This window comes from Bradyrhizobium sp. WSM4872 (genome assembly GCF_055811715.1).
Genome location: NZ_JBVVPT010000014.1, coordinates 117,012 through 141,610, shown reverse-complemented (window position 1 = coordinate 141,610; position 24,599 = coordinate 117,012). Strand labels below are relative to the sequence as shown.

21 protein-coding genes and 4 pseudogenes are annotated in these 24,599 nt (G+C 59.3%); 6 read left to right on the top strand and 19 right to left on the bottom strand.

Annotated elements, in window-relative coordinates; genetic code table 11:
• Positions 1-16: 16 nt before the first annotated feature.
• Positions 17-226, top strand: coding sequence for a hypothetical protein (locus AC0L3C_RS20290; RefSeq protein WP_317245369.1), 210 nt, complete (start codon positions 17-19; stop codon positions 224-226).
• 62 nt (positions 227-288) lie between these two features.
• Here AC0L3C_RS20290 and AC0L3C_RS20285 read toward each other — a convergent pair whose 3' ends face one another.
• From AC0L3C_RS20285 to AC0L3C_RS20250, 8 genes and pseudogenes are all read right to left on the bottom strand, one after another.
• Positions 289-492, bottom strand: a complete 204-nt coding sequence (locus tag AC0L3C_RS20285; RefSeq protein WP_317245370.1) for a cold-shock protein — start codon at positions 490-492, stop codon at positions 289-291.
• A gap of 109 nt (positions 493-601) precedes the next feature.
• Positions 602-1,276 (bottom strand): hypothetical protein, encoded by a 675-nt coding sequence (locus tag AC0L3C_RS20280; RefSeq protein WP_473408805.1) that lies wholly within the window; start codon positions 1,274-1,276, stop codon positions 602-604.
• A 1,207-nt stretch (positions 1,277-2,483) separates the two neighbouring features.
• On the bottom strand, positions 2,484-2,789 hold the full coding sequence (locus AC0L3C_RS20275) for a hypothetical protein (protein WP_473408816.1): 306 nt from the start codon (positions 2,787-2,789) through the stop codon (positions 2,484-2,486).
• 6 nt (positions 2,790-2,795) lie between these two features.
• Positions 2,796-2,843: pseudogene (locus AC0L3C_RS20270) on the bottom strand (hypothetical protein); the annotation flags it as partial.
• Positions 2,844-3,215: 372 nt separating this feature from the next.
• Positions 3,216-4,562 carry an alpha/beta hydrolase gene (locus tag AC0L3C_RS20265; protein WP_473408804.1) on the bottom strand — a complete coding sequence of 449 codons (1,347 nt, stop codon included), beginning with the start codon at positions 4,560-4,562 and terminating at the stop codon, positions 3,216-3,218.
• 11 nt (positions 4,563-4,573) lie between these two features.
• On the bottom strand, positions 4,574-5,728 hold the full coding sequence (locus tag AC0L3C_RS20260; RefSeq protein WP_473408803.1) for a S1 family peptidase: 1,155 nt from the start codon (positions 5,726-5,728) through the stop codon (positions 4,574-4,576).
• A 20-nt stretch (positions 5,729-5,748) separates the two neighbouring features.
• Entirely contained in the window at positions 5,749-6,324 is a 576-nt protein-coding gene (locus AC0L3C_RS20255) for a M12 family metallopeptidase (RefSeq protein ID WP_473408802.1), read from the bottom strand.
• Between the two features lie 103 nt (positions 6,325-6,427).
• On the bottom strand, positions 6,428-7,510 hold the full coding sequence (locus AC0L3C_RS20250) for a hypothetical protein (RefSeq protein ID WP_473408801.1): 1,083 nt from the start codon (positions 7,508-7,510) through the stop codon (positions 6,428-6,430).
• 659 nt (positions 7,511-8,169) lie between these two features.
• On the opposite strand from AC0L3C_RS20250, the gene AC0L3C_RS20245 reads away from it, so the two are divergent.
• On the top strand, positions 8,170-8,835 hold the full coding sequence (locus AC0L3C_RS20245; RefSeq protein WP_473408800.1) for a hypothetical protein: 666 nt from the start codon (positions 8,170-8,172) through the stop codon (positions 8,833-8,835).
• 127 nt (positions 8,836-8,962) lie between these two features.
• A pseudogene (locus AC0L3C_RS20240) lies at positions 8,963-10,092 on the top strand (IS3 family transposase); the annotation flags it as partial.
• 74 nt (positions 10,093-10,166) lie between these two features.
• Here the strand turns inward: AC0L3C_RS20240 and AC0L3C_RS20235 are convergent.
• Entirely contained in the window at positions 10,167-10,415 is a 249-nt protein-coding gene (locus tag AC0L3C_RS20235) for a hypothetical protein (RefSeq protein WP_317245378.1), read from the bottom strand.
• An 859-nt stretch (positions 10,416-11,274) separates the two neighbouring features.
• Here AC0L3C_RS20235 and AC0L3C_RS20230 point away from each other — a divergent pair.
• Both AC0L3C_RS20230 and sugE read left to right on the top strand, forming a co-directional pair.
• A complete protein-coding gene (locus tag AC0L3C_RS20230; RefSeq protein ID WP_473408799.1) occupies positions 11,275-12,147 on the top strand; it encodes a radical SAM/SPASM domain-containing protein in 873 nt (290 codons plus the stop codon).
• Between the two features lie 91 nt (positions 12,148-12,238).
• A complete protein-coding gene (gene sugE, locus AC0L3C_RS20225; protein ID WP_007600067.1) occupies positions 12,239-12,553 on the top strand; it encodes a quaternary ammonium compound efflux SMR transporter SugE in 315 nt (104 codons plus the stop codon).
• 672 nt (positions 12,554-13,225) lie between these two features.
• Here the strand turns inward: sugE and AC0L3C_RS20220 are convergent.
• Together AC0L3C_RS20220 and AC0L3C_RS20215 are read right to left on the bottom strand one after the other, a co-directional pair.
• Complete coding sequence (locus AC0L3C_RS20220; RefSeq protein WP_473408798.1) at positions 13,226-13,747, bottom strand: thermonuclease family protein; 522 nt, start codon at positions 13,745-13,747, stop codon at positions 13,226-13,228.
• A gap of 433 nt (positions 13,748-14,180) precedes the next feature.
• Positions 14,181-14,933 (bottom strand): energy-coupling factor ABC transporter permease, encoded by a 753-nt coding sequence (locus tag AC0L3C_RS20215; RefSeq protein WP_473408797.1) that lies wholly within the window; start codon positions 14,931-14,933, stop codon positions 14,181-14,183.
• Positions 14,934-15,306: 373 nt separating this feature from the next.
• On the opposite strand from AC0L3C_RS20215, the pseudogene AC0L3C_RS20210 reads away from it, so the two are divergent.
• Positions 15,307-15,672 (top strand): annotated as a pseudogene (locus tag AC0L3C_RS20210) (RMD1 family protein); the annotation flags it as partial.
• An 823-nt stretch (positions 15,673-16,495) separates the two neighbouring features.
• On the opposite strand, the gene AC0L3C_RS20205 reads toward AC0L3C_RS20210, so the two are convergent.
• The 8 genes and pseudogenes from AC0L3C_RS20205 to nifH all read right to left on the bottom strand — a co-directional run bounded on the left by AC0L3C_RS20205 (position 16,496) and on the right by nifH (position 24,232).
• Positions 16,496-17,026 carry a hypothetical protein gene (locus AC0L3C_RS20205; protein WP_473408796.1) on the bottom strand — a complete coding sequence of 177 codons (531 nt, stop codon included), beginning with the start codon at positions 17,024-17,026 and terminating at the stop codon, positions 16,496-16,498.
• A 571-nt stretch (positions 17,027-17,597) separates the two neighbouring features.
• Positions 17,598-17,894 carry a ferredoxin family protein gene (locus AC0L3C_RS20200; protein ID WP_473408795.1) on the bottom strand — a complete coding sequence of 99 codons (297 nt, stop codon included), beginning with the start codon at positions 17,892-17,894 and terminating at the stop codon, positions 17,598-17,600.
• 41 nt (positions 17,895-17,935) lie between these two features.
• On the bottom strand, positions 17,936-19,243 hold the full coding sequence (locus AC0L3C_RS20195) for an FAD-binding protein (protein ID WP_473408794.1): 1,308 nt from the start codon (positions 19,241-19,243) through the stop codon (positions 17,936-17,938).
• 11 nt (positions 19,244-19,254) lie between these two features.
• Entirely contained in the window at positions 19,255-20,370 is a 1,116-nt protein-coding gene (locus AC0L3C_RS20190) for an electron transfer flavoprotein subunit alpha/FixB family protein (RefSeq protein ID WP_473408793.1), read from the bottom strand.
• Between the two features lie 1,147 nt (positions 20,371-21,517).
• A complete protein-coding gene (gene nifW / locus AC0L3C_RS20185) occupies positions 21,518-21,850 on the bottom strand; it encodes a nitrogenase stabilizing/protective protein NifW (RefSeq protein WP_317245383.1) in 333 nt (110 codons plus the stop codon).
• Between the two features lie 106 nt (positions 21,851-21,956).
• Positions 21,957-22,386, bottom strand: a pseudogene (locus AC0L3C_RS20180) (homocitrate synthase/isopropylmalate synthase family protein); the annotation flags it as partial.
• A gap of 160 nt (positions 22,387-22,546) precedes the next feature.
• Positions 22,547-23,275: a nitrogen fixation protein NifQ gene (locus AC0L3C_RS20175; protein ID WP_473304855.1), complete on the bottom strand. Its 729-nt coding sequence runs from the start codon at positions 23,273-23,275 to the stop codon at positions 22,547-22,549.
• A gap of 66 nt (positions 23,276-23,341) precedes the next feature.
• Entirely contained in the window at positions 23,342-24,232 is an 891-nt protein-coding gene (gene nifH, locus AC0L3C_RS20170) for a nitrogenase iron protein (protein WP_007600043.1), read from the bottom strand.
• Positions 24,233-24,599: the final 367 nt, after the last annotated feature.

Sequence of the window (24,599 nt, the reverse complement as noted above, 5' to 3'; positions counted from 1 at the left end):
ACTAGAGAGAACGCTAATGGACGAATTCGCAATGCTTCTCGCGGAGTTGGACCGGTGCAAGGCAGAATTCGAGCACCTGCAGAAGGACCTCAGTCTTGCGACCGGCACGGGGCGGACCGATGTAGCTGCGCTTCAAGATACGGCACGCCGGATGAGCGGCATCGCAGCCCGTCTTGAGGCTGTGACGCGTGCGATCTCAAAAGGCACGGCCAGCGGAGTACATTGAGCACTCGCGCTCCTTGCCTGCCGAAACGCTTTAAGTCCGCGCTGGACCGGATCTCGGGCGCCTCACCCGACTCGCAGATTTTCCGCCGAGTCTTTTCCGCGGTTGTTCACGACATCGAAGCTAACCTTAGCTCCCTCTGCCAAGGAGGTGTAACCAGCCTTCTCAACCGCTGAGATATGGACGAAGACGTCCTTGCCGCCGCTGTCAGGTTGAATGAACCCGTAACCCTTCGTCGGGTTGAACCACTTCACAGTCCCCATAGCCACTTCAACTTCTCCATTTTGCAGAAACGAAAACTAGTACCGGAACTCAGACAAAAGCAAGGCTATCGTCTGGACGCGCGCACTCCCTCGGCTCGGCCCCTGCGGGCGAGCTTCACGCTGCCAACTTCGCCGGGACAACATCATCGTTCCAACGATGGATGATGCGCGTGGCAATAGTCTCTGCCGAAATGGTAGTGATCTGAGCGAAGCCGCCCACCCAACATGGCGTCCGGCCCTCAGCGTAGTCTCGGCCAGCGATGTCACGCTGTGTTTTCAGCGCCGCAATTGCGTGCGCTTCCAGCGTTGCCGGCGCCTTCTCTATTGCCGCACGGATCTCTCGCTCGTCCGCCTCGCTGTTGCACGGACATGGGTTGAAGCCCCGCGGAAAATCGATCACGCGCCATGGTTCGAGGTGCTCGCCGCCGGCCTGCAGCGTCGTCATCCGGAAACCGGCCGGGCCGTGCTGTTCTGAGATTCCTGCGACCGAAACTTCAAGTGGACTCGCAGCACCCATTGCGGCCATCCTGGCATTCAGCTCCATAAGCGTGGGACCGATTGCCTGCTTGAAGTCGTCAAAGCCGCTAGCCGCCATCGTCGACAAAGCGAGCGACACGGCCTGGAAAACAACAAATAGCTCAGCGCGGACCGTTGCGGCTGCTTTGAACTGGGGCAACAGGACAGCCTTGTTGCAAATCGCAGTGATTGCTTGATCTGCTGTGTTCCAGACAAGCCCGTCCGAGACGAGATGCGCGCCATCAGAGGCGACGATAAGGTTAGCTGCCGACACTATAAAAATCCTTGAACTGAAAATTGACAGTCCGTACGGCACTGACCGGCCGCGAGCCGCCAATTGCGAGGCCCAATCGACCGGCGAACGCCGCCACCGCAACAAGCGCCACGAAGCCTATAACCTGCTTGGCTGTGTTGCCACCGCCCCACCGAGCGGATAGGAGACAAACCGCACATTGTTTTTGGCATCAATGCGGCGACGTCGCCATTCTCGGCGCAGGATGGCCTTGCCGAACGCTCAGTTCATCGCCGAGCAGCTTCCTTTCTTGATCTGTGCTCTTCGTGGGGCCCCCCGTTTTCACCGGTTTGGACCCTATCCGGCTGGCTGATGCCGGCGCGCTGGATCCAGTCCGCCACTCGCGGGAGACGATCTCGACAATATTCGGAAGGTTCTTTCGGCCTGGTCGCGGTCGCTCTGAAATCCGGATTAATCCTAGCCGTCGCGCTTCGTGGAAGGCGGTCTGCACAGTGGTGCGACAAACACCTGCCAATGCGGCAAGCTTGTCGATCGGGAGGTCGCAGAAGCCATGGCGCTTGATCTCGCCCGCGAGAATGCACAAGACGGACCGCTGCCCCTCGGTGAAGTGGTGCCGCAGGTTCTCCGGCAGCGCGCTGGAGCCACCGAGCATTCTCCGTCGCTCGCGCGATGCCTTGCGATCCGGAGACCGCTGCGGGCGTCGGGGCAAGAACCGGCTTAGGCGCCGTTGACCGCCAGCACCGACTGGCTTCGCCGCGGAGAACCGTCGGTGCGGCCTGCGGCCCTCGATGCAGGCGGCAGGGTGCGATGCTTCGCGGTCGGAGAGCTTGCCGGCGCCATACCGCTCCCAGATCAGCCGGGGGTTGGCGTCTAGCTGTTTCGCACTCTCGCATGATGCGAATTGAGCATAGAGGCCAGAAGCCTCGACACCCAGCGTTTCGACCGCTGCTTGCGGGAGATCAGCAGCAGATGTAGAATTGTTGATCGTGGAACTGCTCTGCGAAGATTTGGCCTCGTCATCTGCCAGGATGGCGGGGCTTCGCATTTTGTAGGGGTCGGGTGGCCCATCATCGTTTTGTTTTGTGGCCGCACCCCATTGATGCCGCTCATGGCAGTTAAGGGCAGTTTTGCGCGTAAAGATTGATTTAGCTCGATACCGTCCAGCTTCCCAAGCTGAGTACTGGCTTATGGAGGTCCACAAGGACTGCTACGCGCCAATTGGACTAATTCAACAAGGCGGCCCTCGCCGGAGGGAGACCCGGGGCTCGATGAAATCGGGACAGCGGTTGGCCGCGATGATCTGGACGTCGAGCTTAGGGTAGAGCTTGCGAAATGCGGGCAGCATCGGCGCCATGTAGATCATCGCAAACGACAGCGAACTCGTAACGCGCAGCATGCGCTTGGGCGACGGCGTGCGGTCCCTCACGCCATCCTCGGCTTTGGCGTCGTTCAGGAGCGGGCTGCAACGCTGCAACAAATCCTGCCCTGCCTCGGTCAGCCATTGCCGGCGCATGTTGCGCTCGATCAGCCGCACCGCGAACCGCTCCTCAAGTCCGCTCAGGTGTCGGCTCGCGGCCGCGTTCGACATCCGCCGAATGTCCGCAGCCCTTGGACAGGCTGCCGAGCTCGGCGGTCTTGGCGAAAATCTCTAGCTGGAGCAGCCGATCCAGTTTTGGCACATATCGGAAAAGAGACCTACGAGTTTGGTTGCCGCTTTCCGCAAGGCAAATTATTCGACACGCCGAACTCAGACGTGACTCGAGCCAATGGCGCGCCAGTAACTGCCGCCCGTTATTTTGATGGGCGCACCAGACTCGAACCTGGGACCCGCTGATTGAGAAACCACATCCGCCCTCAATCGATCAGTTTTCGCCTCCGTGCGTTCTAATTTTCGCGTTGAACGCGCACACATCTGCCAGGTTTGTGGCCCACAACTCTGCAAACAGCCGAAGAGCGATTCTTAATATGGATACATCCAATAAGTCGTATTCGAATCGTCGGGCATCGATCGCAGGGTCGGGGTCCGCTGCGGGGGTTTAAGATGCGTCGAAGACGAGATGATCCGGCCTATGTCATCGAGAACCGCGCGGCTGGTTGAGTACGTACTGTGATTTAGAGCAAACATTTCGCTTCCCACAGCAGAAACATCGACCGTTTCGATACCGGGCACGAGAGTTGGCCCGCTCTTGGTTACGAACCCCATTCGCGACGTGGATTGCGCTTTCTCCATGGAGGCGAGCAACGCGAGATCCGTCGAGGACGCGTATAACGTCACCGCGCCCGCCGCTGCCTTGATTTGGCTCGCGCGCTGAAGATAAATGTCGCGATCCACGTCCGGGGCCGCAAAAATCAATTCAGTAATCCCGAGCGCCGTCTGGCTCAGCGCGGCTTGCTGCAAGGCGCCCAAAACAACCTCGCTGCCCAGACTATGGGCAATCACGATAATCCGTGAGACTTTGCCCGCCGATTTAATGAGCTGGAGGAGATCGAACAAGCCATCCGGAGCGTACAAAGCACTCTCCCGATCGTAGTCATAGTCCTTCACTCCGCCCTTGGACGGCCAGGAGTACATCATGACACGGCCTTTGTAGTTCGCGTCGAAAGCAATTTGAGCCGCCTTGAAGGCTGCGTCGGAAAAGGCAACGTTGTAGCCGTGCACAAAGAGCATCAGGCTGTCGGCCGGATTTGCGATAGCGGAAGCAAACTCCTCACGGGAAAGACGATCGAGCTTCTGGATTCGGAAATGCTTTCCATCGGCCTCCGCCTCCTTGCGCATCCCGAACCAGCTTGTCTTCGGCGTTTCGACTTCTCCCATCTTGTGAACGATGGGAATGCTAACCGTCACGCGGCCAAATGTGTTGGTGGCCGCACGACTATAGGAGATCTGGGCCAATTCCAGACCGGACCCACCCGTCACCACGCGATTGGTGGCGAAGTAGACGGGTACCAACCCCTTAATCACCGGTCTATTGACCACCACCTCGGCTCCGGTGCTGCGTTTGTCGGGAGGCGCTTCCTCGCTCGCCTCACCGGTTGTCTGCCGCAAAGGGCGGTAGGCATGATAGTGCCGGACATGGTGGTAGTACCCGGGGCCATAGCGATAGCCGTATTTTTTGAACGCGCTCTCATGTTTCTGGGGCGCCTTCTGTATATGCCGGTTGGCCTGCTGCGAGGCCGGACCCTGGTGGGCGCAACCGGTCGCGAGCGCGCAAAACAAGACAATGAGCACTGTTCGAAGCTGCTGGAAGGCCTGGCCGAGCCGATGCAACCGGTTCGAACCTCGAATTGGCAAGACGAGCATGACCATCGATCAGCTACCTACTTTGCAAGGGTTTGGGAAACGTTGACCGTAGCGCCCAGCCATCCGCGATACCTATCGACAGCAGGTCCGCTGGTAAGCCTGTAGGTGAAGCGAACCTCCGCCCCGCCGCCGTTGATCGCGCAACCGATATTGCTGGCACCATTGGCGGTCTCAACGTGCCACGTGCACCCTGTGATGCGGTAGCCGGGCTCAGCCGGGAAAATCTCGGCATAGTCCGCCGAATGCTCCGCAAATACGACCGGGTGATCGTCCTTGGTTTTGTCTACCGTATACGCCCGCTCGATCAGCTTCGGGTCGACGAGCTGCGACACCGGGACGTTCACGATGAGGCGGCGGTCTTCGGGCAGAAGCGTATGGATCGCTCCGGAGAGGATTTCGGGGATCTTCACACCGGCATTGGCTTGCGTCTGCACATGCGTGGAATTCAGTTTGGTCCAGTTCTCAAACGAGATCGTTGTCTCGACCCACTTGGTCCAGCAAACAGAAGGCTTTGGAATGGCCGCGATCATGCTGTACAGAGGGCTTGCAGCAATCACGGTGGCGGGAATGATGAAGTTGACGCCAACAACATCCGCCTCGTTCCACTTGACGATGCCGCCAACTGCGATCCCCAGCAGGGCGCCGAACTCGTTGAATGCGGGGCCGCCGCTGTTGCCGACGTTCATGATCGTGTTCGTTTGCCAGCGACCGTTCGGGCTAGTCTGGTTGCTTATCAGACCGCTCGATATGCTCAGATCCAGATCGAGCGGATAACCGAGCAGATAAAGCTGAGTCCCCATCGGGGCTTGCTGGTTGTCATCGATCACGGGCATCGGACAACGAGAGGCGCCTCCGCTGTTTCCGGCGGGCTGCGACAGCTCGAGAAGAGCCAAGTCTCTGGCATCGTCGCGATGAACCGCAGTGACCTTGATCGGGTTCGCATTGCGCGACCCGAGACGGGCATTGACTTCGAAGCTCTTATAGTTCTCCTCGCGTCCGATCACATGACTGTTGGTCAGCACGAGGCTGTCGCCGATGAGCAGCCCGGAGCCGCCGCCGACTTCCTGCTTGTCGTTGTACATCACGCCAACGAACTGGACGTGAACCGTCCTGACGTTGTAACGCGCTGCAATTTGCACTGCCGCGCGATCCGCCTGCGCGGGAGCGCTCATGGATACCAAAAGACCGAGTGTCAGGACGGATAGAATGTCCTGACAGCGGCGATATCGAGAGGGCTGAGCTGTCCGTTTCCGTTCCATGCTGGATTACAATAGTTCATTATGGAATTGGGGTCGTACTTGGTGACTTTATAATCGCCGACCGAGCCAGAAGCTTTCTCGTTGCGGCACTGCTCCGGCGCATCGTCGCGGTTCTGTTCATGCGTGAAACCAAGAGCATGTCCGAACTCGTGGACTGCAACCGCACGGATGCAGAACTCGCGTCTATGCCGACAGCCTTTGCTCCAATGATCGAAACTGAAATTGAGAGTCATGCCCGATGGCTTGCCGTCGAGATACTTGCCGATGATGTCGGTGTGGGCGCCTTCATCAGCGCCCCGCACGTGCACACCTGGCGCGCCGCCCGTACAGGACGGCCAAGTCTTCGCAAACCACACGCCACCTTGCGCCGCAGTCTCCCACGTTTCCGCAACCGCTTTTCGAACAAGATCGGCATACTTTTGATCCTTCGGCTGCAGGTTTTCCCAGCAGACCGGTATCTCTTTGATGTCCCATTTCGAGCCGCGGATGACCGTGCCGTACAATTCCATTTCGGAGACTCCCGAAGGAAGCGCAGGTTGAGCGTTCGCCGCCCAGCAGAACAAGAGAACGAGCAACAGAACGAATCTGGGCAGCCACAGGCGAAACATTTTCCTACTGCGTCGGTGTAGGGGTCGGCGGGAACACAGGAACTGGCGCCACAATGAAACCATTTGTCCGAGGCCCAGCGCCCGTACGGCGCCCGGTGGACCCGGCTCCTCCTTGGAATTCCTGCGACTTTTCTCCTCCCGGCGAGGGTGCCGTGTAAATTGGATTGTCCTTTGATCCAAGCGGCGGCGTTTTGTCCGCATAGCCGGCGGACCCGGATTTGGCTCCGTTAGCAAGGACGGCATTCGGACCGTTGATGTAGATTCCGAGATTACTGAACTGCTGAGCGGAGGCCGACGCCTGGACTGAGGCAGGCGTCCAGCGCGAAGAAGTGAGAGAGTATTTTGCCTCGACGCCGCCAGTAACCTGGACTGAAAACGTGTACGTCATTTGCGCCGGCTCCGCGCTCTCCGAAGGCATGGCCGGCGTGAGATTGTTGGCGGCTATGAGGATCGCGTTGTCCCGTAACCAAGCTGCGAGCGGCTTGGATGCATCGACAATGATACGCTTGTAGGCGGCGGGCTCCGGATACTTATGCTCGGCGAGGCCCTCGAGTTCGATCAAGTCCGCAGGCGCTCCTCGATAGCAGCCACGCTCATACCTTGCTGGATCCGCCGGCGCCGGCGCCGTATCGGAAGCTAGCTGGGCGTTCTGCTTCATCAGAAATGACCAGATCAGGTCATAGGTATCCTGGGCTGAAGCAGTGGGGCCCACATGGGTCACGTCATTACTGCTCACGCTCAGAATCCTTTTGTAGTCGAATGCCGTACCGGATCCGAGCCCGCCGGTATCGGTCACCTTCAACTCCAGAAAGAATGTGCCGTACAGGAAGGGGTCGATGTCAAAATGAGCGTACCTATCGAACGCCTCTTCAGGCCGCCTCTTGTAGATCTTCAGGTATTCCTTTCGCCTCTCGCGTTCGAGCTGGTAGAAAGTCACGACCTCACACCTGATCGACTTGAGAAAGTACGGCAGCTCACCCGCCGTGATCACACCTGTCTGCGGGTCATGAATATGATACAGGCTGGTGCACCCGCTCACGGCAAGGCAGATGCCAATGCCAGCCGCGGCTCGGCTGAATATCCCCATATGAACGCCCCCGTCCGCGTGCCTGAGCACCGCGGATCTCCCGTGCACATTGAAAAACAGTCCGCATGGGTTCGTCAATAGCATCGTGACAACAATGCAGCTTTTCGTTGTCCCCGCAGGATTTTGCGCAGGTTTTCACTGCGGCCGTACACTTCTGCGAAAGCGGCTCGGTTGTGGCGGCTCGGCACCGGCGATGAAGTGTGAGCAACTGGTCGGGCCAATTGCAAATTGGTCGGCGCACGCCTATCGATGGAATATATTGGTGGTGGTGATTGGGACGAAAATTTTGCCTGGGCGCGTGGACAACCGAGCCGAAACGTCAGTTTTTGATGCCTGGAAGAATTTTTTGATGCCTGGAAGAAAGAGGCGCGGGAGCTTGCCGAACGACAGGAGCTAATCACGAATGCCAGTCGGGATGATCTCAGGAAAGCTCTGATTGAGCTCGACGCGCTGTTTCGGAATGCTCCCGGAAGCGTGCACAAGGCCTACCGAAATCTTACAGAAAAGCGAATCGAGGACGCACGAGAGAGCTTCACCGGCTCAATAGGAGATGGCCATCTCTCGTGGTCGCTATCCTATGAGACGGCTGAACTGGCAGCCGTAAGAATGGGCGGCCTGATACGGGAACTTGATCGCGCGCTTGCTGATCGGCGGTCTCATTGGCCGATCAGCCGAGTGAGTGGCACGTCGAGCAGCTTAGATGCTGGTTCATTCCGCGGCAGGGCGTGAGCGCATTGCGTCCGGCTCGAAGGCTGCAAGCCTACTCGAAACGGGGCCTGCTCTTTCATCGGATCCTGCCCTCAGTGATAAAGGGCTACCCGGTGCAGGTCGTGGATACTCGCACATTGCATAGTACCGCATCGGATGCGAGTGAATGGAAGGTGGGCGCTTGCCTGTTCAAGGCACCAGAGCTCCAGCCGGAGCTCTGTTCAACAGAGTGCGATAAGCGCTTCATCATCTCTGGCACTAACGCACCGTCAGCTGAGGACACCATTTCTCAGCAGATCGATCAGGCTCTGAAGGAGAACTGCATCGCGATTGTGTGGCCCGAGTTAACCGTCTCGCCGGAATTGCGCGAGCACATCCTCAAGCTCGTTCGAGATCGCGACATTACGGACGAGCTGGAAGCTCACGAAATTCTAATTCCAGGGACCTGGCACGAGACAACCGACCATGGGATCGTGAACCGAGCCCGGATCTACAACGGCTATGGAGAGGAGCGCCTGATCTACGACAAGATCGCCCCTACGCGCACGATGGTTGGGGAACGGAAAACATCACTGCGGGTGACCGTGTATGTGTCCTGGCCACCGAAGGTGCTTTGATGGGGGTCGCCATTTGCCTGGATTTCTGTGACGTCTGCGAAAAGAGCCGGCTCCGCAAATTTGAACAAGACGATAAGTGGAGTTTCTGCCTGAAACGCGGCGATAATCGCCGTGAACAGGAGAGACCATGAACAGACGATCGCGCCGGACCCACACACCGGCGTTCAAGGCAAAGGTGGCGCTTGCCGCCGTCAAGGGCGACCGGACGATAGCTCAGCTTGCCGAGCAGTTCGACGTCCACCCCAATCAGATTACGGCGTGGAAGGCGCAGTTGGAGGGTGGCGCTTCCGGGGTCTTCGGCTCTGGGAGCATGTCGCCTGCCGCGCCTGCGATCGACGTGAAGTCGCTGCACGCCAAGATCGGAGAGCTGACGCTGGAGAACGATTTTTTACAAGAAGCGCTCACCAAGGCGGGATTGCTGAGCGCAAAGCGATGATCGACCGTGAGCACGATCTGTCGATCACCAAGCAGGCGGAGATTCTGCAGATCAGCCGCGGCAGCGTTTATTACCTGCCGCGTCCGGTGCCGGACGCCGATCTCGCGATCACGCGGCGTCTCGACTGGCTGCATCTGGAGTTCCCTTTCGCCGGTTCGCGAATGTTGAGAGGCCTGCTGGCTGCCGAGGGGTGCAAGATCGGCCGCCGGCACGTCAAGACGCTGATGCGGCGGATGGGGATAGAGGCGCTCTATCGCCGTCCGCGCACGACTAAACCCGAGCCCGGCCACAAGATCCATCCGTATCTGCTGCGCGGCATGGAGATCACACGGCCGAACCAGGTCTGGGCGATGGACATCACCTACATCCCGATGGCGAGTGGGTTCGTCTATCTCGCCGTGGTGCTGGACTGGGCAACACGCCGGGTTCTGTCGTGGCGGCTGTCGATCACCATGGAAGCAGCCTTCTGCGTCGAGACGCTGGAGGATGCCTTGGCTCGTCACGGCAAGCCGGACATCTTCAATACGGATCAGGGCTCCCAGTTCACCGGACAGGCTTTTACCGGCGTGCTCGCCGACAACGGCATCGCGATCAGCATGGACGGCAAGGGCGCATGGCGGGACAACGTGTTCGTCGAGCGGCCATGGCGCAGCCTCAAATACGAGGAGGTGTACCTACGGGCCTATGATAGCGTCAACGAGGCGCGCAATTCGATCGGCCGATATCTCGACTTTTATAACAGTAGACGTCCCCATTCGAGTCTTGACGGCAGCACGCCCGATCAAGCCTACTTCACCTCGCTGCCGCTCCGCCTGGCAGCATACCCCCGGCAGACGCGCTCCACTTATCGATGCGCAGATTCTGTTCAGACAACCGGGACCAGCTCAACCTGACTTCAAGCGACTGGGCGAGACAAAGAGGCTTTTAAGCGAAGCCAAGGATATCGAAGTCGGTTGAGGATGTCGTTGTACGCGACACCGAGCGAGAAGCGCATCAAGGTCGGCAGGATGCTCGGAGTCGAAGCGAAATTGCGCGTGCCACTCGAGTTTTGTCCGATGAACACCGCAATGAGGTTGTCGGTGAACTGATCCCCCGTGAAAGACGATGAGCGAACCGCGCCCGAGCCAACCGTGAAACTGCTCATCGCGACACCGTAGATATAGGTGAAGTCGCCCGTGCCCTACTAGCGCCGCCGACTTGCTCCAGCGGTTTAGAAAAGTCGGAAGCCCGTAGGGCGGAACATTCGTACGCAAGGCCAGCGCGGCCCCACTCCTGTTCTGGACCCATCATCGAGAAGACGCCTCGCAAGTCCGACCGTAGCCCTGGCGCCCGGATATTTATCCAGCCGCCCTCCCGAGCATACGAAGAGCATGACGACGCCGTTCCCTCGTATAGCGTTTCCAACTATTGAGATTCACGACTTGGTGCATGAAGTGGTGGTAAAGAATTCGCACTGTTGACTGCGGCAAAGTGCATTCCCAGTCGGCACTTCGCGCGGCCGATCCCGATGCACGTCGATGATGATGACTTGGCCCTTGGGGCGGCGGCAACGGCCTCACATTTCATAGGAAGGCTGCGATTCAACTCATTTCGAGAGAGCTTAAATCGTACATAGCGTCATATTGTACGCTTTCGATCGCAGCTGCGCCTCCGTTGTGCCATTGCGAAGACAGTTATCGCGGATGTGTCGGCTTATGGACAATACCGGCAATGGCATGAGTGATGCTTGTTGGAACAAGCGAGAGGTTAGATCGATGCCGTCGATGCATGTGCACTCGGCAGCCACCGGATCCTGCTGGACTGGGGGCGCTAGGGTGAGTGAGCCGTCGGCGCTGTCTTCATCTATCGCGGCCGCGGCTTGCGACCGTGAAGTGTTGCGGTGATGGGCGACGAACCGAGGATGATGCATGAGCGAACCGACATGAGGGATGCAATGCGAGGGTGCCCCCTTAAGATCTCTTTGTTCCCAATGGCGGAGCGCGGACGTGGATAATATACAATCGATGACTGCACAGGAGCTGCGCTCTGCAATTAGTGGCGGCAGGGTCTTGGAGGTAACCACGACAACGGGCTGTGTCGTCGGATGTTCTTATTGCCCGCAGGACAAGTTCGCCGAACGGCAAAGAGCTATATCCGACGTGAAGCATTTTTCTTTGCAAGATTTCAAGCGATGCCTGGCGCGCGTACCAGCAACTGTGGACATCAGCTTTTCCGGGTATTCGGAGCCTTGGCTCAATCCGGCTTGCACCGAAATGGTTGAGCATGCCTACGCGTGCGGCCATGGAATCCGGATTTTCACAACCCTCGTAGGAATGAATGGGCGGGATCTAAGACGCTTGCGTGCGTTGCAGTTCCGCGGTTTCCTGGTGCACGTTTTTGACGACGGCACGCATATGGACAGTGGTCTCGTCAGGCGCAACTATGTCGATTTGATGCGTCAACTTGTTGATGCTGGCATTTCGTCACTGCTCTTCATAGTCATGGGCGAGGTGCATCCCGAACTAGTCGACATAATACCTGACGAAGCGCTCGTTCGCTCGCGTCCCCCGCGCAGCAGGCCTGCGAGCGGCGAGCTTAGGATGGTTGAAGCACGACAGCCAATCGTTGGAGCGCTGACATGTCCTGACGAACGGCAATATCGGAATGTTCTTCTCCCAAACGGCGACGTTACTTTCTGCTGCATGGATTTTGAGCGACGGCACGTTCTGGGCAACCTTCTCCGCGACAGACACAAGGATCTCTTCGAAGGGGCGACATTTGGCAAGATTGCCAGTCGCATGAACGGCGCGGACGGTTTTCTGCTTTGTCGAACATGTGAATTCGCCGAGCCACTGAGGTCGGAATGCTCATCCTTGAGAGCAGTTGACCCTGACTGATCGAAACGAATCGGGAGCCCAGGCGAGGACGGCCTTGCCGCTCATCATCACATCAGCCGCGGGGACGACCCCGCCATGAACGGAGGTCGCCATGGCCTGGAGCATTTTGTTGGTCGCCGGCCTCCTGGAAGTCGCCTGGGCAATTGGCCTCAAATACACCGAGGGCTTTACCAAGCTCGTTCCGTCCGTGCTCACGCTCGTGGCCATGGCTGGCAGCGTGATCCTGCTCGGCCTCGCTCTGAAGACGCTGCCCATTGGAACTGCCTATGCGGTCTGGACCGGCATCGGCGCGGTCGGCACCGCGGCGCTCGGCATCATCCTGTTCGGGGAGCCGGCCGCCGCGTTTCGCTTTGCCAGCATCGGACTGATCGTGGCCGGCATTGTCGGGCTGAAGCTCGTGTCCTGACGAAAACGTCGAAAGCATTGACCCCACTAGGTCGACGCCGCAAGGATCGGAGACTTGCCGCCGTGATTGTCCGGCGTGGACAATTGAGCTGGGCGCGTTCCAGCGCACCGCCGAGGGCGCTGCGCCGACAACGGCCCCGGTGATACTGTGGCCGAAGAAAGTCGCCGTGAACCAGATGCCGATGCAGGCCCTCTGGGCCGAGACCCGTTGACCGCTAGCCTCAGTGTCGCAACGCGAACGCCCATGGTGAGGACGATACGCCCGTCGGCAACCGGCGTGCCCACGGCCATGGCGTCTGGCCCGATGTACCACGCGGAGCGGCACGAACAATTCGCCACCGAACTCGCGAATACGAATAGAACAGTAATGGATCCCAGGTATGCCGCTGATGCTCCGGGGCGCCGGCTAAGAAAGTTCGCTTGCCCGAGTCATACGATGTCTGCCCTACGGAGCTGCAGGGGAGAAGATGCATCACAGAACGATATGATCGGCAGAGCGTCTTCATTTGCTCCGAACTGCTTCCGACCATCCCGCCCAAGAGTACGAGACCATCCTACTCGTTGAGCATGGTTGGGCGGCAGTGGTGAGCTTGACTCACTCCCGATCGAGCCAGCTCGCCCGTGACTGTCACCTCACGCGGAGCAACCGCGTATTCTGGTGCAGGGGTAGCCATCAAGGATGTGCGTTCGCGTCGTCAGAACAGCTGGCTGGTCGACCACCCAACCGAATGCAGGCTCGATATAACCAAGGTACGGCAAAGCTGCCCGCCCATAAGCCCAGCCCGGCACGATCGGCCGCGCGTTGCGCAGCATAGTATCGTCCCCTGGAGTATTGCTTCCACTCGAGCACGAGACCGTTGCGCACCAACCATTCTCCAATATCGGTGCCACCAGCTGAACAGGTCGCTATCGTCCGTCCACACTCATCCTCCAGGACTGGCACGCAACTGACTTCGCGATCTTCAACGAAGCTTTCAAGATCGCGCGCGGCCCTGAGGCCACATTGATATGGATTGCCCTTGATATCTCGACACATTTGGGTCTCATCCGGCGCGTCAATGCCCCAGAGTCGAACGCGTGTTCTGTTGATTTCAAGGGTGTCGGTGCTGATGACCTTTGCCGGCCCCGTCAGCCCGCCGGCCAGGACGATGCTGAACAGTGCGAGCATGGTCAACACCACGATCAAGCCTGGCATGGCGATTTTCTTTGTCGGACCGCAACCATTCCCGACGAGCGCAGCAGAGCGCTGCCAAGTGGCCAAAGGCGCTCGATCGCAGCAGTGCTAATGTTCCGTAGGTAAGATCGCTCGACAGATGATTCCTCCTGAATCAGCAGCGCACCCCTCCTCTCACCTCCAACCTCGCCCGCGATGCTGTGCGACCCGGCTGCTGCGCTGAGCGAATCGGGCCCGTGCTCCACGTCATTGCGGCAGTCCGCCTCGGCTGCATCGCGCACTGGCAGGACGCACTCCGTCGTGCGCGTCCGCTGATTAGCGACGAGGCAGGCGCAGACGGCCGGCCGCAAGTCGGCGTGATAAGATTTCCCGGTGGCCTTGTCCGAAATGAGCATAAGCTCGGCCGCCTTTCTGGCACCGATAGCAGCAAGCACGCGCCGTCCGCGGTCGCTGCTCACGGCAACTGTAAGGGAAAGCGTATGCATCGCTTGAGCAAAACGGGCGCTCCGACGGCCATCGTTGTTATCAACGGCAACATGCCTTCTACAGGCGGTTGGCGACAACTCCGCCCGCAGTCACGCCGCCCAACTTGTTTCGCGAGCGCCAGCACAGCCATCTCAACCTCTAGCTGGACCAGGGACACAAGTGCGTAGGAAACCCCGAACCATGCGATATTATAGAGATTGGCGGCGCCGAAGCCGGCGCCGTAGAGGGCCCAAAACGTGACGCAGACAACAATACCAGACTGATACGCCGTCGAGAGGGCAAGCGCCTTGCTGTACTGCAGATCGCGATGCGCGGTGTTGGACGGGATGAGCCGACTGGCGAGCGCCTGCATCGCAAACAACGGCACCAGAAGCGTCGTGGCATTCATACCAAATTGCGGCAGGTCGGCCGGAACAAAGAGTATGTTTTCCAGCAACAGGCTGAGCGCAAGACCAAACGCAGCCGCCGCTGCGCCGAACAACAGAAACAGCATCGAGCCGGGGACGAAGCGCACCTCGGAGACGCCAACCGCAAAGTGCGGCAGGATCTCGAAGAACATGAACACAAGCGTCGCGGCGATGGCTTGCAGGGCAAATGACAGAGCGCCCCGCTCGCGCATAGCCTCGACCAGAAGCTTGGCGGCGACGCAGCACGTCGCAAGGCCTATGGCGTAGCTCAACACAAGCTTGGCGCCTGTTACTATTCCCGGTTCGATATGCATGGTCCAGGTCCCTCTTGCCTTTTTACTCGGGCCTTGTGTGGAGACCGCTCGAAACGGCATTTCAGTTTCCGCACCTGGGTCGACCGCTAACGTCCTGCTTCCGCCATGTCGGACCGGGTGTGGACATAGCCTCCGCTCGGTCTGCGGGACTTCGATAGCAACAGCTATGCCACCCCCGCCACCGCGCTTAAGCCTCTGATTGCGCATTGAAACGTTCCGTCCCCGCAAGGCTCGCCGTGTGAGTTAGCTGACATACTCTGGATGAAATTGGACACACATGGGTGCCCCGTCTTTGCTCAACCTGTGCCGTTTCGAACAATCGTTCTACCTCCCTCCTTGAATCGGAAATCCTGCGGCCGCCGGCGCGAAGACACCCTTTGCACGCGAACTAGCCGAGCGCGGCCGACCACGCGAGGACCCAAGGGCATTCTCCAGCTGATCGGCGATGCGCTCCTGGTCCAGCAGCGTGTGGCGGGCCGCGCAGCCATTGCCGAGAAGCCCGACGCACTCTGGGGCAAGCCGGCGCTGGAGCGGCTCTATTCGCGCCTGAAAGACGGATACGAATTGAAGGAGCGGCTTGAGATGCTCCAGCGCAAACTGCGGGCCATCTCCGGAACGGCCAACGCGCCGACGGGCATCATCAAGACACGGCGCTCGCTGCGTCTGGAGGGTTATAGTCGTGCTGATCGCGATGGAAGTTGCGATCGGATGCGGTCAGACTATTGCAGCAGCTCAGTGAAGTGCGGCTGGTCACAGCACGCGAGGCGCTTTCCTGGCGTCTGAGCGGGCCTACTAACGTATCAGGCCCGGTAGTTGCGCGGAACACGCTGTTCGGCGCACGCGGCGGCGTGTTTTGGCCAAGCCTTCGCCGTGCTCGTGCACGCGAGGTTCGACGAAATCCCGGTGCGGCTCGCGACCCAGCAAATAGGCGAGGCGACTTCCGGCGCAATTCTCCGGAAATCGATCAACGATCATGAGTGTATGGCAGACGCGCGGCAGAGCGTTCACCCCGACGATCCAGCGTGACCCGAGAAGACCCTTTGTCAGTTTGCGGCGGACCGCCACTGAGCTTGTCCGCTGTTGCCGAGTAGCTCGCGGAATACTTGCCCTTCCCCCGTCGTTCGCCAGCGCGCGGCCAGTGATGACCGGAACAAGGACGGTCGATTTCACCAGAGCGCCTCGCTATGAGCGATCGCCTTTCGCCGCTTTTGACACATCGCCGCGGCTCGGTCGACGTCTCCTTCGGTGATTTCCCTTGCTTGGCTGTTAGCGAAAGGCTCCAGGATCGAGGAGCGCAGCGCACCGCGCGTGCTACAACTGAACATGAAAGCTCCGAACCGCGGTCCTCGGGTTGACTAACGCGACGGTCGCCGAGCTATACGCGCTCGGGACTGCCATGGAGCGTGCATGGCAGCTCCGCGTCAGCGATAAACGGACGACAAGGAACTGCGCCGCGAATTTCAAGCGGTTTTGACCTCGCAAGCAGGCGCCGAGATATCCGACGTCGCTGTTGCCTGTAGACATTCCATCTGCAGGGATTGTCCTCAAAGCGCCCTCGCCACTCACGTGCGGGCGGCAACTTCCCCCAAATCCACTTCTGAACAGAACCCGCCATGGCGATGCTTAGCTGGCTCGTTCAGAAGGCCGGCGAGCCTGAGGCCTTCAAGGACTCCTTCGAGCCGCTGTTCGCGAACGATTGCGGCGAGCAGCGAAACGGCCTCCTCCCGATGGACGGTGAAGCCGACGTCAGGCGCTCGCTGAACCAAGAGGTCCATCAAGGTCGGAAGTTCAGCAACGTGGTCGCGTAAGGTCGAGACCACATCATTGGCGAGATAGGTCGCCAAATCCCCTTTCGCCGGCGGATCAAAGTCCAACTCGACCGCGGCGCGCTTCTCGATTGCCTCTCGTATCAACTCGCGCTGGCTTCGTGCATTCATCGAGAGCATGAACGCCGCATCCGCGAGCTTCTCGCGCGGCAAGCTTCTCAGTTCGACTATGCCAGCCTGAATGTCGCCAATCGAACTCTCACGCCCTGCATCTGCTCGCCACGCGTTAGCTCCTGCCCTGCTATTTTGTACCCGAACCATCGTCATGCTCTCCGGCGGACGATATATCCCGGCGATACAGCGGAATGGAAGTGCAAAGTTGTGTGGTGCATGCGCGCAGTCCGCCTGACGAACGCGGAACCGGCGGTCGCGCGAAGGACTCAGAATGGGCTATTTTCGTGATGCGCTCGTGCTTCTCTAGTCTACAAGGCGCGGATGGCATGTTGTCGGGTCGTGGCTACGGCGAGCGAAGGCCTGCTTCCAACATTCCGTCAGTAGGTGATAGGCAGCGAGCCGGTGGCGGCGGGCGGATCACCGCCAACCTTCCAGGGAGGACGAAACCGGCCAGATATTCCGGAAGACAACCAGACCGTGGACCAGATCCGAGACGGACGAGGTTGCGTTTGCACCCTTGCTTCGGATCCGCTCGCTTTGGCTATCTTCGGGAATATTATAGCGGAAACCGAAAACTGCGTTTGTCCACATGCAAGGGCCCGCCGGGTAGATGGAAAGATTGGGACACCGGTCGAACGTGACCGGGTTAACGCCGATTTCACGCGTGATTTAGTTGCATCGCGAGAACGACGTAGCCGCCGTGGCAGGGCTCTCACCCGAAGTTTTAACCGAACTTGAATAGGACACCGTAACCGCCGCGTGGGTAACTCCACTCGACATCACCACTTTCTTCGCAGATCACCCTGCAGGTGCCGCATTCGATACACCCGTCGACTGTCACCTCAACATGACCTTTATCGCTGAGCTCGTAGCACCGTGCAGGACAGGCCTTCAACATCGACAAGAGCCGCGAGGATGGCGTGGTGTGCGGACGCACCTTGATATGGGCACGGCCGGAATCGACAAGATAACGGTTGTAGAATAGTTTATCCTCGACACGTTGGGATGGCTCGCTCGGCATTGTTTCTGGCTCCGTCGTTTCGTCGTTGTCTTAGGTTTGGATCACCGCCAGGCCCGGGCAATGCGCAGGGCATCGCTAAACAGCCCACTCCAAGACCGCGCCTTGATGAATGAGCTCAGCATCAGCTTCTCTTTCTCGAGCTTTGGTGTGCCGTCGACGCGCACGTAATCCTGCATCGCCCTGGAGAAGAGCTGCGGATATGTGAGAAAGAAGTTCTGCGAGTGGGTATGCAAGAGTGCCGGCATATCCTTGTACTTTTTCAGGTCTTTGATCACGAAAGAATCAGTTAGCATTTTCTTGTAAAGTGAAAGATTTTTGGCCGTCATCGGATCTTTTCGCGATCTGATAAGGCAGATCGCTTCCGCCGCGATACGGCCCGACGTCATCGCCAAATTGGACCCCTCGCGATGGATCGCGTTGTTAAGCTGGGCGGCGTCTCCGACGACCACCCAGCCCTCCCCGCAAAGCTGCGGGATCGCCCTGTACCCTCCTTCGGGTATCAAGTGCGCAGAATATTCCTTGACTTCCGAACCTTCGATGAGCGGCGCGACGGAGGGGTGACGCTTGAAACCCTCGAGCAGGCCGTAAGGTGTCTCGCCGGTACGCTGGAAGTCGGCAACAAGACAGCCAATACCGAGCGAGATGCATTCCTTATTGGAATAGATGAAGCCCATACCGGTCATGCCGCGGGAGATGGTTCCTGCCGCTTCGATGACGAGCCCCTCGTCGCCTTTGAGATTGAAGCGAGCATCGATTGTCTCACGCGACAAAAAATGCATCTCCTTAACCGCGAGTGCGACCTTGTCCGGTTTCGGCCGCCCTCTTAAGCCCGCACCCGTCCCGAGCACTCCGTTCACCCCCTCGGCCAGCACGACAACATCTGCATGGATTTCACCCCCATCGCGGTCTGTGCGCACCCCGACGACCCTGCCATGGGAATCCTGGAGGAGCTCGGTCACCGTGGTCTCGCACAGCACCGTAGCGCCGGCCTCGCGGACCTTCTGGGAGAACCATTTATCGAACTGGGCACGGATGATGGTGTAGCGGTTCGGCTTCTCCTCGTTGAAATCATCGGATCGATAGTGAATCCCGGTGTGCGAACGCTCGTCCACGATCCAGAAGCGTTGCTCGACTAGATGCCGCTCAAGCGGCGCATCTTCTCGGAAATTCGGGATCAGCTTCTCCAGCATATCGGCATAAAGGATGGCCCCTTGCACGTTCTTCGACCCGGAATACTCGCCGCGTTCCAGCTGCAGCACTTTCAGACCCCGCTCGGCCATTGTAAGCGCCGCCGCGTTCCCGCCCATGCCAGCACCGACGACGATGGCGTCGAATCTTTCCTGAATCATAACAAGCTCCCCTAGCCAGCGATGCGGTCGTGCGAGTGCGGCGATAGCTGCGCGCGGAATGCAGAGGTCAATGCCGGCAACAGTCGAATGGCGTCGGTGACGATGCCGATATGGGCAAAGTCGAAGATCGGAGCGTTCTTGTCAGTGTTGATGGCAACGATGAGGTCGCCGCCCTCCACGCCGACGCGATGCTGGATAGCGCCGGAAATGCCGGCCGCGATATAGAGCTTTGGCCGGATGGTTTTCCCGGTCTGGCCGATTTGTCGGTCCGAGGTGGCCCAGCCCTTCTGGACCAGCGGCCGCGAGCAGCCATATTCGGCGCCAAGCAAGTCCGCGAGCTGGTGTACAAGTTGGAAATTTTCAGGCGATCCCAGACCGAGCCCTCCAGCGACGACCACGTCGGCATAGGCAAGGTTGGACTTTGCAGAATCGCGGTCTGGCAGGAAGGACAGGACCTTTGTGACGATATCTTCTTCTACAAGCCCGAGCGGATGCGAGATGACGCGCGAGACGGCGCCTGTCACGCGCTCGGGCATCGGCATCACGCGCGGACGGACGGTTGCCATCTGTGGACGATAGTTGAGTGTGTAGATCGTGCACAACAGTGAGCCGCCAAACGTCGGCCGGGTCGCCGCAAGCGAGCCGTCGGCATCGACATCGAGCTCGGTGCAGTCCGCAGTTAGGCCGGTGAGCAATGTGGTGGCCACTGAGCCGGCGAGATCGCGGCCGAGTGTTGTTGCCCCTAGGAGTAGGATTTCCGGCTTATAAGTGTTGACCAGCTCTGACAGGGCTTTCGTATAGGACTGGTTGCGATAATCGGCCAAGAGATTGTCCGCGACGATATAGGCGAGGTCGGCGCCGTAGCAGAAGGATTCGGCGACCGCCTGCTGCGTTGTCTCCCCGACCGGGCCGATGACAACCGCGGCGAGGTCAACATTGAGCTTGTCGGCGAGCCGGCGGCCGGCCCCCATCAGCTCCCATGAGACGGGGTGCACAACCCCGCGTTCCTGCTCGATGAAAACCCAGACGTGCTTATACGGCTTAAATCGCTCGGGCAGTTCCCTCTTGGTCGCCGCGCGACCACCACCCGCGGCCGGAGCTGCACTTTTCGGTGCGGTGCTCATCATCTGTACTCCCATTCGCATTCAGTAGCGGCTCGCCAGCGGCGCATGCTCCGCCTCCAGGTTGGAATTTGCCTTGAAGATTTCTTCAGTTAAGCGTCGGGCCGGATGCCGGCCGGCATCGCGTCAGCACGGCCTGGCAGCAGCGTGGGGCCGATACAGCCGTTGCTGGACCTTGACGACGAGCCCGGAAGCACGCGCTTCCGGTTCGTTCCGGATGCGGCATTCTGGGACGACGGTTTGGTTCCCGGCACTCCTAAGGCACCGACCGGGCCGGTCAGGCGTGCCGATCGATTGGTCCTCCTCATCTTAGAGATGCAACCGAGGTGCAACAGATCAAGGACCTGCGAGGGGCTCGGCTGGTACGATTGTCGGCCGCGTCGTTGCCGGTGGAAGCGCGATCTCATTGCTCCGAGTGCGCTTGTTTCTTGCCGATCATAGCGACAGGCCCGCAACTCCTGGCGAGGACAGGAGGGGCGGCGCTCAAGGCGCCCGGTCAACAGCGCCGCACGGCCGGCGCTGTTGAGCAACGGCTCTCCCCGCGAAACCTCGGCCAGGGATCGGCCAACGGGGGCGCACGAATCAAACGCACCTTTCAGCTCAGCCAGGTATGCGACCATCGCTTTGGCGCCGCGACGCATTATGGTGCCGGCAGGCAGCGCGCGCGAACCTGCGCGGCGTCAAAAATAAAATCGATGCGAACCAAGACGTGCATGCGCTGCTCCAAACTAGCTGAGCATATGTCAGCAATTGTCGTACCAATTGCGCAGGCGATGAAAATTGGCCGCTATTTCAAATCTTACTGAAGAAGTAAGTCGGATTGGCGGCCTCTCACGAGGTCGAAACATTCGAGACCGTACTGACCCGTGTCCGGAATGCGACAGAAGACACTCATCTGAACCTTGCTGAGTTTTCCGCGCAACATGTGCGGTCCCGCTGCCGGCGCATGATTGCAGGAGATAGGCACACCTGCGTACCAGCTCGAAAGGATGGAAATATCGGCGGCGAGTCGTGATTGGCCCCTAAGGAGCCGTGGTGATGAACTGCGGATCCGCGAGGCCGCAACTGCAGCTTTCCGCTTGAATTCGAAGCCATGGCTTGCTGTCAGGCTCTCGGGACCTTCACGGTCCAGAGCACGACATATGAGCTCAATTCACTCCAACAAATCGAGCTGGACCAATGCGGGATGCATGTTCGCTTGTGGTGCGGTCGCATCCTTCAGCACCTTGAATACGCGCTGTTCGATCGGGGAGGACGTGACGAAGTCGGCATAGGCGCGCTCAAGCGTGGTCTTGCAACGCGCGGTGATCTCAGGATCAGATGCACCAGTCAACTCCTCGCCTGCGAGATATTGGCCCATGCGACGCAGGATGTGAAGCCGCGCCACATCGACGATTTTCGCATCGTACTCGACGCCGAGCAGTGCAAAAAAATCCTCTGCCGCCGAGGCCTTGTTCAATCGCGCAAGGATCCCATCCGTCGTCATTCTCAGCCTCCATCTCGATCCGCGCCCAGAAACGACCAGGCTGGAATGTTTCAACCGATCGCGCGACGCGCGTGGCTGATTCGCTGTTGACGAGCGAGCTCTCGTGAATGTCGCGCCAAATCGCCACCACCGTTTCCTGCGCAACCAGACCTTGGTGCTCGATGGCATGCTTGCGGACGGGCGCGGGGATGGTTTCGCTTTGCTCGGCGCCGAAAGAAAGTTGCACGATAGCAGCAAGGTAATCGCGGCGAACCCTGAATGCTTGCCGATCATAATCCGGGGGGAGCGCTCGAGCAGCCCCGGGTCTAGCCCTTCGTAGCTGCGCCAGGTCCTTTAACAGCCCGTGGACGTGGATGCCGGATTCATTGGTCAAGACATGCTCGTCGACAATCGCCTTGTTGAGCGGGACGGTACGGGACGCAGCGGCTGCAACGACGACCGCGACTTTTTCCCAGTTCGGATAGCAGCACGCCGGTATCAACGCAACAGAGCTGTCTGAGTGCGACGGCAACTTCCTTCAGCGGCGCGTTGTCGGCTCCGCCAGATATCAACCCGCGATCATCAGACGCCGCCTCGGCCCGTGGGTCGGGTACGCGCAATCGTTTGCCCCGGTCTGTTTTCACCCCATGCGACAGGTGGCCGAAAGCTCGTAGGATATACCCGCAATGGCGCCAAAGAGGGGTATCAATAATGAACTCAGCCTTTCAAGCTTGGGACGGCTTGGACGGTGTCATCAAGGCGGCGCAGATGATCCCGCCGACGTCCGGCCATCCGGCTCTCCCCGCTCTCTTCGCCGAAGCAAAGATCAAAATCATTGCATTCCGTGCAGACCGGCGTGGTACACATCACCAGGCCGTCATCTTCGCATAGCATGCGATAGAAGAAGCGCTTCCAGCGCATGTTCTTCGTATTGCGAGCCGCCAGCGGCCTGAAATGGCGCATGAGGACACGGGACAATTCATCCCGCTTCCGCAGACCGAGATCTTCCCACAAGTGATTAGGCTCCATGGCGCGCCGCGCGATCATCGTCGCGAGCCAGCCGCCAACCTCGCCATGAGTGGAACGTTGCGCAAGCAGGAGGTCGCGTACCATAACTGTCTCGTCAGGCGCCGGTAAGGCGGACTGATCGCGCCAGGTACAGCTCCTGACCGGGGTGGATGGGAAGTATTGCACCAACAGCGCATTGAGCTCCTGGTTGGTCAAGCCAGCCCGCTCGGGAAGTTGGCCGCCATCCATGGCTGATGTGGCCAGAATGCAAGCGAGCACATGGTGATCGAAGTCATCATTGTCGCTGATGTCGACTTCTGCCGGATGGCGCCCGGTCAGAAGCTGGTAGAGCTCACTCGCGTCGCGCTGCTCGGCGGCGTGAGCTACCGATACGCGAGATGAGATCGTGTCGGCTGTTTTTCCTTGTGTGCCGATCATAACTTTCGCACAGCTTCTGAGTGGACGATGTCGGCCTTCCCGGATCGAGAAGGCCGACAACATGAACTATGCCGAAATAGCGGCGAGCTCGGCAGCGGTCTTGCCGACCTGGCTCTCGTCGACGGGCTTGATGATGCCGTGCTCCATGAGCATATCTTCGAGCTCGTCCATGCTGATTGGCGTCGGGATAGCGCCTTGTCCGGCATTATTGTGGATCTTGGTCGCGAGATTGCGATAGTGATCCGCCTGCTTCGAGTCCGGCGCGTATTCCAGCACCGTCATTCGGCGCAGCTCCGCGTGCTGCACGACATTGTCGCGCGGCACGAAGTAGATCAGCCGGCTACCGAGCTTCTTGGCAAGAGCATCGGCAAGCTCCAGCTCCTTGTCGGTCTGCCGCTCGTTGCAGATCAGCCCGCCGAGACGCACGCCGCCGGAATTCGCATACTTCAGAATACCCTTGGAGATGTTGTTGGCGGCATACATCGCCATCATCTCGCCGGACATCACGATGTAGATTTCCTGTGCCTTATTCTCACGGATAGGCATCGCGAAGCCGCCGCAGACGACGTCGCCGAGCACGTCGTAAGAGACGTAGTCGATGTCCTCATAAGCGCCATTCTCTTCCAGAAAGTTGATGGACGTTATCACGCCCCGTCCGGCGCAGCCGACCCCCGGCTCCGGACCACCGGACTCGACGCATCGAATGTCCCTGTAGCCGAGCTTGATGACGTCCTCGATTTCGAGGTCCTCGACGCTGCCGGCATTCGCCGCCAGGCTCAGAATGGTGTCTTGCGCTTTGGCGTGCAGGATGAGGCGAGTCGAGTCCGCTTTGGGATCGCAGCCGACGATCAGAATCCTTTGGCCCAGCTCAGCAAGGGCCGCCAGCGTATTTTGCGACGTCGTCGATTTGCCGATGCCACCCTTGCCATAAAACGCGATTTGTCTCAGCGAAGACATGTTGCTCTCCATCAACCGATTGCTAATTTTTCGCGCCGAATGCGCGAGCCTGTTACTCTCGTAGAAACCATGGGCACACGAGTTTCGGGAAGGAGGCCATCGCTCGCCATCAGCGTCGGCGTGCCCTCAGCCCTCGCTCGTTGTTGCTCCATCCAGTTAGCAACTGGCGTGCCATTTCCTTCGCACCTGCATTAAGCCTCTGATCACCCTCGACTAACAGCGTGGCCTCGGACGCCGGCGTGCTGTGGCGGACCGGACAGCCGCAAGGGCTCTGACAGAAACCCGACAAAGCCTCGGCGCTCGGATTCCACTGCGAGCGCCGGCCAAGGAGCACAAACGGGAAATCCCGCGCCTTACGCCCGAGACA